Source organism: Streptomyces sp. NPDC056948, assembly GCF_042674225.1.
In the GTDB taxonomy this organism is placed as follows: Bacteria; Actinomycetota; Actinomycetes; order Streptomycetales; family Streptomycetaceae; genus Streptomyces; species Streptomyces purpurascens.
Window position 1 is genome coordinate 1 of sequence record NZ_JBHUQX010000333.1, and the last position, 10,814, is coordinate 10,814.

At 70.6% G+C, this 10,814-nt stretch carries 16 protein-coding genes; 10 read left to right on the top strand and 6 right to left on the bottom strand.

Annotation, left to right across the window (positions count from 1 at the left end; all coding sequences use genetic code 11):
• Positions 1 to 35: 35 nt before the first annotated feature.
• Positions 36 to 671 (bottom strand): LysE family translocator, encoded by a 636-nt coding sequence (locus tag ACFTZL_RS32820; RefSeq protein WP_382590224.1) that lies wholly within the window; start codon positions 669 to 671, stop codon positions 36 to 38.
• A gap of 110 nt (positions 672 to 781) precedes the next feature.
• On the opposite strand from ACFTZL_RS32820, the gene ACFTZL_RS32825 reads away from it, so the two are divergent.
• Complete coding sequence (locus ACFTZL_RS32825) at positions 782 to 1,906, top strand: DUF2786 domain-containing protein (RefSeq protein WP_382590227.1); 1,125 nt, start codon at positions 782 to 784, stop codon at positions 1,904 to 1,906.
• A 7-nt stretch (positions 1,907 to 1,913) separates the two neighbouring features.
• Here the strand turns inward: ACFTZL_RS32825 and ACFTZL_RS32830 are convergent, their stop codons facing one another.
• The 4 genes from ACFTZL_RS32830 to rpmB all read right to left on the bottom strand — a co-directional run bounded on the left by ACFTZL_RS32830 (position 1,914) and on the right by rpmB (position 3,748).
• Positions 1,914 to 2,456 carry a DUF4232 domain-containing protein gene (locus ACFTZL_RS32830; RefSeq protein WP_382590230.1) on the bottom strand — a complete coding sequence of 181 codons (543 nt, stop codon included), beginning with the start codon at positions 2,454 to 2,456 and terminating at the stop codon, positions 1,914 to 1,916.
• Between the two features lie 105 nt (positions 2,457 to 2,561).
• On the bottom strand, positions 2,562 to 3,086 hold the full coding sequence (locus tag ACFTZL_RS32835; RefSeq protein ID WP_382590233.1) for a hypothetical protein: 525 nt from the start codon (positions 3,084 to 3,086) through the stop codon (positions 2,562 to 2,564).
• Between the two features lie 120 nt (positions 3,087 to 3,206).
• Positions 3,207 to 3,512, bottom strand: a complete 306-nt coding sequence (rpsN, locus tag ACFTZL_RS32840) for a 30S ribosomal protein S14 (RefSeq protein WP_382590236.1) — start codon at positions 3,510 to 3,512, stop codon at positions 3,207 to 3,209.
• Positions 3,512 to 3,748 carry a 50S ribosomal protein L28 gene (gene rpmB, locus ACFTZL_RS32845; protein ID WP_382590239.1) on the bottom strand — a complete coding sequence of 79 codons (237 nt, stop codon included), beginning with the start codon at positions 3,746 to 3,748 and terminating at the stop codon, positions 3,512 to 3,514. Before rpmB ends, rpsN begins: the two co-directional genes overlap by 1 nt.
• Positions 3,749 to 3,811: 63 nt before the next feature.
• Here rpmB and rpmG point away from each other — a divergent pair, with 63 nt between their 5' ends.
• From rpmG to ACFTZL_RS32870, 5 genes are all read left to right on the top strand, one after another.
• Positions 3,812 to 3,976: a 50S ribosomal protein L33 gene (rpmG, locus tag ACFTZL_RS32850; protein ID WP_184594658.1), complete on the top strand. Its 165-nt coding sequence runs from the start codon at positions 3,812 to 3,814 to the stop codon at positions 3,974 to 3,976.
• 2 nt (positions 3,977 to 3,978) lie between these two features.
• Positions 3,979 to 4,245 (top strand): type B 50S ribosomal protein L31, encoded by a 267-nt coding sequence (locus tag ACFTZL_RS32855; RefSeq protein WP_382590241.1) that lies wholly within the window; start codon positions 3,979 to 3,981, stop codon positions 4,243 to 4,245.
• A gap of 4 nt (positions 4,246 to 4,249) precedes the next feature.
• Complete coding sequence (locus tag ACFTZL_RS32860) at positions 4,250 to 5,473, top strand: CobW family GTP-binding protein (protein ID WP_382590244.1); 1,224 nt, start codon at positions 4,250 to 4,252, stop codon at positions 5,471 to 5,473.
• Between the two features lie 6 nt (positions 5,474 to 5,479).
• Positions 5,480 to 5,716 carry a 30S ribosomal protein S18 gene (gene rpsR, locus ACFTZL_RS32865; protein WP_382590247.1) on the top strand — a complete coding sequence of 79 codons (237 nt, stop codon included), beginning with the start codon at positions 5,480 to 5,482 and terminating at the stop codon, positions 5,714 to 5,716.
• 598 nt (positions 5,717 to 6,314) lie between these two features.
• Positions 6,315 to 6,533, top strand: a complete 219-nt coding sequence (locus tag ACFTZL_RS32870; RefSeq protein ID WP_221299255.1) for a DUF397 domain-containing protein — start codon at positions 6,315 to 6,317, stop codon at positions 6,531 to 6,533.
• 93 nt (positions 6,534 to 6,626) lie between these two features.
• Here ACFTZL_RS32870 and ACFTZL_RS32875 read toward each other — a convergent pair whose 3' ends face one another.
• Entirely contained in the window at positions 6,627 to 7,130 is a 504-nt protein-coding gene (locus ACFTZL_RS32875; protein WP_382590250.1) for an ATP-binding protein, read from the bottom strand.
• A gap of 343 nt (positions 7,131 to 7,473) precedes the next feature.
• On the opposite strand from ACFTZL_RS32875, the gene ACFTZL_RS32880 reads away from it, so the two are divergent.
• The 4 genes from ACFTZL_RS32880 to ACFTZL_RS32895 all read left to right on the top strand — a co-directional run.
• Positions 7,474 to 8,298, top strand: coding sequence for a helix-turn-helix transcriptional regulator (locus ACFTZL_RS32880; RefSeq protein WP_189725931.1), 825 nt, complete (start codon positions 7,474 to 7,476; stop codon positions 8,296 to 8,298).
• 95 nt (positions 8,299 to 8,393) lie between these two features.
• Complete coding sequence (locus ACFTZL_RS32885; protein WP_382590253.1) at positions 8,394 to 9,857, top strand: aldehyde dehydrogenase family protein; 1,464 nt, start codon at positions 8,394 to 8,396, stop codon at positions 9,855 to 9,857.
• A 256-nt stretch (positions 9,858 to 10,113) separates the two neighbouring features.
• On the top strand, positions 10,114 to 10,563 hold the full coding sequence (locus ACFTZL_RS32890) for a nitroreductase family deazaflavin-dependent oxidoreductase (protein ID WP_382590256.1): 450 nt from the start codon (positions 10,114 to 10,116) through the stop codon (positions 10,561 to 10,563).
• 181 nt (positions 10,564 to 10,744) lie between these two features.
• On the top strand, positions 10,745 to 10,814 hold a 70-nt coding region (locus tag ACFTZL_RS32895; RefSeq protein WP_382590259.1), incomplete at its 3' end, for a twin-arginine translocation signal domain-containing protein.

Consider the following 10,814-nt stretch of genomic DNA (forward strand, 5'->3'; position numbering starts at 1 on the left):
GTGTCAACCCATGGTTGACACCCCGCAAACAGTGCCTACTTCGGCGATGTCGCCACCAAGCGCACCGCCAGCCCCGTGAACACCGTCCCGGAGACGATGTTCAGCCAGCGGTTCACCCGGGCGCTGCGCCTGAGGAAGGACGTCAGCCGCCCCGCGAGCAGGCCCACGCTGCCGTCCCACAGGAAGCCCATCACCACGAGGGTGACGCCGAGCAGCAGCAACTGGCCCTGGACCCGGCCGAGCGACGGGTCCACGAACTGCGGCAGGAACGCCACGTTGAAGAGGATCACCTTCGGGTTGAGCAGGTTGGTGATCGCGCCCTGCCAGAACGCCCGTCGCAGCCCGGGCCCCACGGCGCCGCCGGTTCCCTCCTCGCCCGGCACCGACCGGTCGCGGAACGCCTTCACCGCCAGATAGAGCAGATAGGCCGCGCCCGCCCAGCGCAGCACGTGGTACAGCGTCGGCAACGCCGTGAACAGGGCCGACAGGCCGAGAGCCGCCGCGACCGCGTGCACGAGCATCGCGCACGCCACCCCGAACGCGGCCATCACCCCGGCGGCGGGCCCGCCCCGTCCGCCCATCGCCACGATGAACATCAGGTCGGGACCGGGAGTGACGCAGAGCGCGAAGGCGGCGACGAGGAACGCCGCGTACAGAGACATGTCCACCATGCGGGCCATGCTCGAACCCCCGCCGGGCGAGGACGACCGAATTCCGGGGAGTGAGACGTACGAGGTCGCGGGTGCCGGACGGTCCGGGACGGCGTGGCACCATCGGGCCCGTGAGTACGTCCCCCACTGTCGACCGCGCGTTCGAAACGGCCCTGTACGCGACCGGCGAGACAGCCCTCGACACCGGCGCTTCCCTGCTCGCCTCCGACCCGGCGGCGGATGCCGAACTCGCCCGGCGCGGGGAGGAGTTCCTGGCGGCGTCCTGGCGGCGCGGCTGGCAGCCGGCCGACGTCGTACGGATCGTCCGGAGCGAGCTGGAGGACGTCCACGTGCTCCTCGTGGCCGCGCTGATCCGGGCGCAGGCACCCGGCGACCGCCCCCGCGGCCGCCGCTGGAGCGCGCAGCTCGCGGAACTCCCCGCCGATGCCCCGCCCCGCACCGACCGCTTCTCGCACGCCACGGCCGTGCTGGAGCTGTACCGCCTGCTGCTGCGGCTGCCCGCCCTCGAGGCCCTCGACGAGGCACCCGGGGAGGCTGCCGGGGAGGCTGCCGGTGGGGCCAGGGCCGAGTCCCGCATGCTCACCCGTATCCGCGCCCTGCTCGCCAAGGCGGAGGCCACCGGGTTCCCCCAGGAGGCGGAGGCGCTCAGTGCCAAGGCGCAGGAGCTGATGGCCCGGCACAGCGTCGACGAGGCGCTGCTCGCGGCACGGGCGCCCTCGCCCGACACCCCCGGCGCCTGCCGGATCGGTGTGGAACCGCCGTACGAGCAGGCCAAGGCGGTGCTGCTGGACGCCGTCGCCTCCGCCAATCACTGCCGCGCGGTGTGGAACGAACCCCTCGGCTTCTCCACCGTCGTCGGCTTCGAAACGGATCTGGAGGCGGTCGAACTCCTCTACACCTCGCTCCTCGTGCAGGCCACGACCGCGATGACCAAGGCGGAGGCCGCCCAGCGCGCCGGAGGCCGCAAGCGCACCAAGACGTTCCGGCAGTCCTTCCTCGCGGCCTACGCCCACCGCATAGGCACCCGCCTGGCGGCAGTGGCGCAGGCCCAGGTGACCGACGACCTGCTCCCGGTCCTCGCCTCCCGCGACGTCGCGGTCACCGGACGGCTGGACCACATGTTCCCGGAGACGACCACGACCCGCCTGCGCGGTGTGCGCGACGCGGCGGGCTGGACGGAGGGCGCCCAGGCGGCGGACCGGGCCCAGGTCGGGCACCGGCCGCCGCTGCGCTGACCTGCCGTCAGTCGCCCGAGGACTCGAAGCCGCTCACCGAGGCCTCGGCCGCGCCGCTCTCCCCGTCCTTCCGGGCGACCTCTCCGTACGACCAGGTCAGGGTGTGCGCGTCCGCGGTGGCGCCGGGCAGGGTGAAGGACGCCTTCCGTACCGGGAGACTCTTGGGCGAGCCCGCCTCGCCCCGGACGTAGGTGAGGGTGAAGGACGTGGTGCCGCCCTTGCCGAGCGTGAGCGGCTGGGCCTTCACGGCCTGGTCCGGGGAGACGGACGTCGTGCTGTCGTCGGCCACCAGGTCCACGGCGGGGAAGCCCTTCAGCGTGCACGGCGCGCCCTTGTTCGTGAGCGTCACGGTGACGGTGCCGGTGTCCCCGGCGGCCGGGGCGGCGCCGGCCCCGACCTTCACGCCCATGTCGCCGAGCGCGCAGGCCGAACCGGTCGGCCGGTCCGCGTTCTTGACGTCGTCGGCGCCGGCCCCGTCGTCGTCGCAGGCGGTCAGCAGGAGCGTCCCGGCGAGGGCGGCGGCCAGGGCGAGGGGAGCAAGGGTGCGCATGGGGACCTCTGGTGCGTGATGGCGGTGAGCGGTTCCGATGGAGGGATCATCTCGGACAGACGGACCCTCACGCACCCGGGCAGGCCGCCCGCCGGAGTCGCACTCTTACCCGAGGCCCGACGTGGGCAGCCCGGTCGGCAGCTTGCCGCCCTCGGTCCTGGTGTAGGTCTCCGCGCCGAGGCCGCCCTCCCAGGTGACCTTCAGGCTGCTCTTGTTCACGGAGTCGACCATGCCGGTCGTCCGGTCCTTGCTGCCGTCCGTGCACTTCAGGCGGATCATCCGCATCCCGGACGCCTCGCCGGCGGTGCCGCTGCACACGCTCCCGCCGGTGGCGAAGAGCGCGGCCTGCTTGCCGGTGATCACCAGGGCCACGGCCTTGCCGCCGGTCGTCGCGAGCCAGCTTCCCGCCAGCGTGTCGGAGCCGGAGCCGTCCGAGCCGCCGCCCGTGTCGGCGGACGCGGAGGCGGACGCCGAGGCGGACGGGGCCGGGCCGGACGCGGAGTCGTCCCCGGAGCCGCTGTCACTGCTGCACGCGGACAGCGCGAGCACGCCGGCCAGGCCCGCGGCCGCCGCCGCGACCCGCAGCCGTCGACGTGCTCCCGTGCGACGCGAGAAGATCACCGAAGTCACTGCAAGCCCCCAAGCTGTAGCCGCCGGCGGACCCGGACCGGGCGCCGGCCCTTGCCGGAACGATCGCAGCAAGCTACCAGGGCCGGTCAAGAGACCTCGGGGGCGAGCCCCCAGGGGCTCTCACCAGGAAGACTTCCGCACCCCCGGCAGATACCCCGCGTGCGCCTGCCCCCGCAGGCTCACCCGGGACAGCCCGAACGCCCGGAAGTAGCCGCGCGGGCGTCCGTCCACCTGGTCGCGGTTGCGGACCCGTGTGGCGCTCGCGTCGCGCGGCTGCCCGCGCAACTCCGCCTGGGCGGCGAGGCGCTCGGCCTCCGTCGACGACGGACGGCGGATGATCTCCTTCAGCTCGGCGCGCCGGGCGGCGTACCGCGCGACGACCTCCTGCCGCTTGTCGTTCTTCGCGATCTTGCTCTTCTTCGCCATCAGACCTTCACTCCCCGGGCGCGGATCCGGGCGACGGCCGCCTCGACTCCGATCGTGTCGACGGTCTTGACCGCCCTGGCGCTCAGCCGGAGGCGGACGTGCCGGCCCTCGCTCGGCAGCCAGTAGCGCTTGGACTGGATGTTGGGGTCGAACCGGCGGGACGTGCGCCGGTGGGAGTGCGAGATCCGGTTGCCGAAGCCGGGCCGGGCGCCGGTCAGCATGCAGTGCGCGGACATGTGGTGACGTACCTCTCTGACTCAGGTGGTGCAAATGGAATTCATTTTCAGTAGTGTAGCGGCATGGCACGCAACGAACTCCGGCCGGTCATCAAGCTCCGGTCCACCGCCGGAACCGGCTACACCTACGTGACCCGCAAGAACCGCCGCAACGACCCGGACCGCATGACCCTGCGCAAGTTCGATCCGGTCGCCGGCCGCCACGTCGACTTCCGAGAGGAGCGCTGACCATGCGCGAGGGACTCCACCCGGAGTACGGCCCCGTCGTCTTCCGCGACCGTGCCGCGAACTACGCCTTCCTCACCCGCTCGACCCTCTCCGCTCTCTCCGCCAGGACGAGCGAGAAGACGATCGAGTGGGAGGACGGCCACACCTACCCGGTCGTCGACGTCGAGATCTCCGACGCCAGCCACCCCTTCTACACCGGTACCGCCCGCGTCCTGGATACGGCGGGGCGCGTGGAGCGCTTCGAGCGCCGGTACGGAAGGAAGGGCTGACCCGGTGACTGACCCTTCCGGTCCCCCCGGTCTCTCCGGTCTCTCCGTCGTGATCGTCGGTGGGCTGCACGCCGACGCCCGCAGGGCCGCCGTGGCACGCCTGCTCGCCGACGTGCCCGGCAGCGTCGCCCTCCACCACGACCTCGCCACGGCCGCGGCCGGCACGGTCGTACGGACCGTCCGGGACGCCACCGGCCTCCTCGACGCGGGGGAGGCGCCGCTCGTCAACGACTGTGCCTGCTGCGCCCTGCGCGAGGACCTGGTCCCGGAGCTGGAGCGACTCGCCGAGGGCGGGCGGACGCCGCTGGCCGTCGTCGAGCTGTGGGACTCCGTCGAGCCCAAGGCCATGGCCGAGGTCGTCACGGCCGGCGGCCTCACCGTCACCGGTGTGCTCACCGCCGTCGACCCGGCCCTGGTCCTGCCGTACCTCGGCAACGGCGACGACCTGGCCGACGGCGGTCTCGCCGCCGCCGCGACCGACCAGCGCACCGTTGCCGACACCTTCGCGCGCCAGTTGGAGTACGCCCCCGTCCTCGCGATCGCCGAGTCGCCGGAGGCCGACGACGAGGACCGCGAGCTGCTCGCGCAGCTTCACCCGACGGCCCGGCAGGTCCCGATCGGCCAGGGCGATCCGGCGGGAACGCCGACCGGTGACGGCCTGACGGTGCCGGCCCCGCGCCGGCGCCCGCTGACACCGCTGGCCGAGGCGGCCCTGGCCGGCTTCGACGTGGAGGCCGCGGCGGCCGCCCAGCATCCGGCCTGCGCCCTGCTGCCCGCCGAGGCCGACGCGCACGGCGTCTCCACCCTGGTCTGGCACCGGTACCGCCCCTTCCACCCCGAGCGGCTCTACGCCGCCCTGGAGGACCTGACCTGTGCGGCGGCCCGCAGCCGGGGCCGGTTCTGGCTCGCCGACAAGCCCGACACGCTGTTCCACTGGGACGCGGCGGGCGGGGCCCTGTGCGTGGAGAGCGCGGGCCCTTGGCTGGCCTCCCTGCCGGACGCGGCCTGGGAGATGGTCCCGCCGGTGCGCCGCGCCGCCGCCGCGCTGGACTGGCACCCCGAGCACGGCGACCGCGGCCAGCACCTCGTCTTCACCTCGCCCGGCCTCGACCGGGACGGCCTGGAGCGACTGCTGGAGTCCTGCCTGCTGACCGACGCCGAGTACGCCGCCGGGCGCGACGCCTGGCAGCGGCTGCCGCACGCCTTCGACACCCTCCTGGAGGTCTGATCCCCGATGCCCCGCAAGTTCGACCGCAAGCCGCCCGCCAAGAGCCGCCCCAATCCGCTGGACCAGGCCGGGATCACGTACATCGACTACAAGGACACCGACCTGCTGCGGAAGTTCGTCTCCGACCGGGGCAAGATCCGCAGCCGCCGTGTCACGCGGGTGTCGTCCCAGCAGCAGCGGCAGTTGGCCAAGGCGATCAAGAACGCGCGCGAGATGGCGCTGCTGCCGTACGCCTCCCGCTGAGAGGATCCGGACCGGGTGAGGTTCCCCACGCTTGACGCGTGGGGGACCTCATGCCTGCGTTCGGGGCCTTCACCAGGTGCACGCCGGGCGGACCGTCAGGGCCGGGTGGCCCACCGCGTGTCCGCCGATGATGCGACCCGGACACCGGCCCACAGGATGACGTCTCGGTCCTGCGGGAGGCCCATTTCTCCCTGACCCCGCAGGTCACGGTCGTCTTCCGCATGCAGCCCGGACCGCCCTGCCCGGTCCCCGGCCCCGCGCGCCGTCAGCTCCCTCTTCTCCGTCGTGGCCCCCGCCCGGCCCGTCGCTCCCACCGCCGAGTGGATGCTCCGCCTCCACCGGACCTCCGCCGAACCCGCCGACTTCCCCGTCCGCCTCCGGGAACGCGCGAGAAGGCAGGGCCGTCAAACAGGCAAGGACTTCGGTAAAGCGGTCGTCAAAGCTGTAACCGCAGGACCACCCCGCGTGCACGTGCATCTGCTCATGCATCCGCACATGAACAGGGCTATGATCCGGGTCAGTTGACCACTGCATCAATGGCCACATAAGCCAGTGCACCACCGGGGAGCGACCTGTGGACCACGACGTGTACAACGGGATGGCGGCCGCCGGGCTGAACGGTGTGGCCTGGCAGAAGAGCCGGCACAGCAACTCGCAGGGTTCGTGCGTGGAGTTCGCCCGGCTCCCGGGCGGGGAGGTGGCCGTACGCAACTCGCGGTTCCCCGACGGACCCGCGCTGGTCTACACCCGCGCGGAGATCGAGGCGATGCTGCTGGGTGTGAAGGACGGCGAGTTCGACCACCTGGTGGGTGGCTGACGAGGCGACAAGCCCCCTACAAACCGGGGGTAATCGGAAATATACGCGCTGTAACGCGCGTAGAACCGCGGCGCCAGGAAGCGCCGCGGTTTCTCATTCGGAGCCGGATCGCGGCAGCCGGAACAGCGCCCAGACCACCTTGCCGCTGAGCGCGCCCGCGAGCGGGTGCCAGCCCCAGCTGTCGCTGAAGGAGTCGACGAGGAACAGCCCGCGGCCCGACTCGGCCGAGAAGTCGTCGGTCTCCCGGGCGACGGGACTGTCGTGACTGGGATCGCGTACCGCGCACACCAGACGCTCGGTCCAGCGCATCAGATGCAGCCGCACCGGAGGCTCGCGGCCCGCGGTACACGGGGTGTTGGCCGGCAGGCCGTGCCGCAGGGCGTTGGTGACGAGTTCCGAGACCACCAGGCAGACGTCGTCGAAGCGGTCGCCCATGTCCCACTGGTCGAGGGTTCCGCGGGTGAACCGCCGTGCGTCGCGCACCGCTTCGTAGCGGGCGGGCAGAGCACAGGAGGCGGCGTCGGACACGGCCGCTGGATCAAGCGGCGGAAGGCCCTGCCGTAACGGCTCGAGCATGGTTGATCCATTCGTCCCCATGCGAGGCACTCCCGGGAATTCGCGGTCGGTGCGATGCGGCGGTGGTGCGGGACCATGGTTTCGGATGCGTTCAGCAGATGCAAGGGCAGATGCACGTGCAGGTGACCGGAATGAGCCGTCCCGTACCGCTTGTTGGTCAATTTTTCCGTCATCTTCGCGCCCTTCTCCGGCCGTTCGTATGCCTCCTTCTTGCATTCACGCGCGTGCGTCCTCCGATGCGATTCCGTTTCCGTAACCGGACGAGTACTGCTCGGAGTGTTTTAGTGGCAGACTTCGGCCCCTGAAGACGTTGGGGAGGCTGGCGAACGTGAGCGCGGGAGAGCCGGGATCGGTGGTGCGGCGCATGCTGCTCGGATCACAACTCAGGCGTCTGCGTGAGGCGCGGGGCATCACGCGCGAGGCGGCGGGCTACTCGATCCGCGCCTCCGAGTCGAAGATCAGCCGGATGGAGCTGGGCCGGGTGAGCTTCAAGACCAGAGACGTCGAGGACCTGCTCACGCTGTACGGCATCACGGACGAGCAGGAGCGCGCCTCCCTGTTGTCCCTGGCCAAGGAGGCCAATGTCGCGGGCTGGTGGCACAGTTACTCGGATGTGCTGCCGAGCTGGTTCCCGACCTACGTCGGCCTGGAGGGCGCCGCGTCGCTGATCCGGGCGTACGAGGTGCAGTTCGTGCACGGCCTGCTGCAGACCGAGGCGTACGCCCACGCGGTGGTCCGGCGGGGCATGCAGGGCGCGAGCGAGGCCGACGTCGAACGGCGGGTGGCGCTGCGACTGGAGCGGCAGAAGTACCTCGTCGACGAGAGGGCGCCCGACTTCCACATCATCCTGGACGAGGCCGCCCTGCGCCGTCCGTACGGCGACCGCGAGGTGATGCGCGGGCAGCTCCAGCACCTCATCGAGATCTCCGAGCGGCCCAATGTGCGGCTCCAGGTCATGCCGTTCAGCCTCGGCGGCCACTCCGGCGAAAGTGGCGCGTTCACGATCCTCAGCTTCCCGGAGTCCGACCTCTCGGACGTCGTCTACCTGGAGCAGCTCACCAGCGCGCTGTACCTCGACAAGGCCGAGGACGTCGCCCAGTACGAGAAGGCGCTCAAGGAACTCCAGAGCGACAGCCCGGGCCCTTCGGAGAGCCGGGATCTTCTCCGAGGACTCCTTCAGCTCTCCTGAAGAGCTCCTCCAACTCTCCTGAAACAGAAGTACGATGACGTGTGATCAGATCGTGAAGGCGCGATCAGAGGTCTGCTTAGGGATCGAGGGATCACATGTCGTCGTCCTACTTCACCGACCTTGCACAGCAGTACATCGACGGTGAATGGCGCCCGGGTACCGGCTCCTGGGACATCATCGACTTCAACCCGTACGACGACGAGAAGCTCGCGTCGATCACCATAGCCACGGCCGACGAGGTCGATCAGGCGTACCAGGCCGCCGCCCGTGCCCAGAAGCAGTGGGCGGCGACCAATCCGTACGCCCGCCGTGCCGTCTTCGAGAAGGCCCTGCGGCTGATCGAGGAGCGCGAGGCGGAGATCTCCGAGGCCATCATCGCCGAGCTCGGCGGTACCCGTCTGAAGGCCGCGTTCGAGCTGCACCTCGCCAAGGAGTTCCTGCGCGAGGCGGTCCATCTGGCGCTGCGCCCCGAGGGCCGGATCATCCCCTCGCCGGTGGACGGCAAGGAGAACCGCGTCTACCGCGTGCCGGTCGGCGTCGTGGGCGTGATCAGCCCCTTCAACTTCCCGTTCCTGCTGTCGCTGAAGTCCGTCGCCCCGGCGCTCGCGCTCGGCAACGCCGTGGTGCTGAAGCCGCACCAGAACACGCCGGTCGTCGGCGGTTCCCTGGTCGCGAAGATCTTCGAGGACGCGGGGCTGCCCGGCGGTCTGCTGAACGTCGTCATCACCGACATCGCGGAGATCGGCGACGCCTTCATCGAGCACCCGGTCCCCAAGGTCATCTCTTTCACCGGCTCCGACGCGGTCGGCCGGCACGTGGCCACCGTCTGCGCCCGGCTGTTCAAGCGCTCGGTCCTCGAACTGGGCGGCAACAGCGCGCTGGTGGTCCTCGACGACGCCGACATCGACTACGCGGTCGACGCGGCGGTCTTCAGCCGGTACGTCCATCAGGGCCAGGTCTGCATGGCCGCCAACCGTGTCCTGGTCGACCGGTCGGTCGCGGACGAGTTCACCGAGAAGTTCGTCGCCAAGGTGAAGACCCTCAAGGCGGGCGACCCGCGTGACCCGGAGACCGTCATCGGCCCGGTCATCAACTCCTCCCAGGCGGACGCCGTCTCCGGTGTGGTCGCGCAGGCCCTCGCCGAGGGCGCCACGGCCCTGGTGCGCGGCGGGCGGACCGACAATCTCGTCGAGCCGTCCGTCCTGACCGACGTCCCCGCCGACTCGGCCCTGCTGAAGCAGGAGGTCTTCGGCCCGGTCGCGTTCCTCGTCCCGTTCGACGGTGAGGAGGAGGCCGTACGCCTCGTCAACGACACGCCGTACGGGCTGAGCGGCGCCGTCCACACCGGGAACATCGAGCGGGGCGTCGCGTTCGCCAAGCAGATCGACACGGGCATGTTCCACGTGAACGACGGCACCGTCCACGACGAGCCGATCGTCCCCTTCGGCGGCGAGAAGCACTCGGGCATCGGCCGGCTCAACGGCGAGACCATGCTGGACTCGTTCACCACGACCAAGTGGATCTCGGTCCAGCACGGCCGCAGCGGGTTCCCCTTCTAGAGCACCTCCGCAGGTCACGGCAGAGCGTCTCGAGACTCACTCGAGACGCGGTCGAAGGCAGGTGGCCGATGTCCGGATTTCGTTGCGTGAGGCCGGTCCGGCGCAGCATGCTCTTACCGCGTCCGTCGGGGCTGCCAAAAGCAGTCGTACAGCGCAACTCCCCCTTGAATCACATGGTTTGAGGGGGAGTGCCAGGTGATACTCAAATTGGAGTATCCGGTGATACGTTGTGCCCACCGACGGACGGAGTGAGTGCATGCACGAACAGGACGAGGTGCTCGACAGCCCGACCGGCTGGGTCGCTACGCATGTGCGTCGATACGTGGCCAGCGAGGGTTCGAAGGGGCACATCTGGTACGGAAAGCCGACGTTGCTGCTGACCACCCGGGGACGCAGTTCCGGGGCGCTGCGGCGGACCGGACTGATCTACGGGGAGGATCAGGGCAACTACGTCGTCGTCGGGTCCAACGGCGGATCCGACCACCATCCTCACTGGTACCTCAACCTGCTGGCGGAGCCGCGGGTGCGAGTGCAGGTGGCCGCGGACACGTTCGACGCGGTCGCCAGGGAGGCGGAAGAGGGGGAACGGGATCGCCTGTGGGAGGCGATGACCGTGATTTTTCCGCAGTACAAGAGCTACCGGAAGAAGACCGACCGGAAGATCCCCGTCATCGTGCTGGAGCCACAGGAGCCCGCACAGGATTGACGGGTGTCCGACGCCTCCGGTGAGGAGGCGGCTACGGCGATGCTCGGGGGAGTGCGCGTCGGTCGAGGGCCCGGTTGAACCGGGTCCCGCGCGCGGACGGCAGGGGGCCGTGCCGTGAGGGGGGACGCGTCATCGCGCCGTTCCACCCACTCGTTTCTCATCGAAGGGTTGGGTGTGTGTCATGGGCGGATTCAGTCGCCGGGGATTTCTGAGAACAACAGGGGCCGGTGCCGCGGCGGTCGCCACCACGG

Coding starts and splice junctions, on each gene's coding strand:
- ACFTZL_RS32885 (WP_382590253.1), top strand. CDS start 8,394: ATGTCGTCGTCCTACTTCACCGACCTTGCACAGCAGTACATCGACGGT.
- ACFTZL_RS32855 (WP_382590241.1), top strand. CDS start 3,979: ATGCGCGAGGGACTCCACCCGGAGTACGGCCCCGTCGTCTTCCGCGAC.
- ACFTZL_RS32830 (WP_382590230.1), bottom strand. CDS start 2,456: ATGCGCACCCTTGCTCCCCTCGCCCTGGCCGCCGCCCTCGCCGGGACG.
- rpmG (WP_184594658.1), top strand. CDS start 3,812: ATGGCACGCAACGAACTCCGGCCGGTCATCAAGCTCCGGTCCACCGCC.
- ACFTZL_RS32890 (WP_382590256.1), top strand. CDS start 10,114: ATGCACGAACAGGACGAGGTGCTCGACAGCCCGACCGGCTGGGTCGCT.
- rpsR (WP_382590247.1), top strand. CDS start 5,480: ATGCCCCGCAAGTTCGACCGCAAGCCGCCCGCCAAGAGCCGCCCCAAT.
- ACFTZL_RS32870 (WP_221299255.1), top strand. CDS start 6,315: ATGGCGGCCGCCGGGCTGAACGGTGTGGCCTGGCAGAAGAGCCGGCAC.
- ACFTZL_RS32820 (WP_382590224.1), bottom strand. CDS start 671: ATGGTGGACATGTCTCTGTACGCGGCGTTCCTCGTCGCCGCCTTCGCG.
- ACFTZL_RS32880 (WP_189725931.1), top strand. CDS start 7,474: ATGCTGCTCGGATCACAACTCAGGCGTCTGCGTGAGGCGCGGGGCATC.
- rpmB (WP_382590239.1), bottom strand. CDS start 3,748: ATGTCCGCGCACTGCATGCTGACCGGCGCCCGGCCCGGCTTCGGCAAC.
- rpsN (WP_382590236.1), bottom strand. CDS start 3,512: ATGGCGAAGAAGAGCAAGATCGCGAAGAACGACAAGCGGCAGGAGGTC.
- ACFTZL_RS32875 (WP_382590250.1), bottom strand. CDS start 7,130: ATGGGGACGAATGGATCAACCATGCTCGAGCCGTTACGGCAGGGCCTT.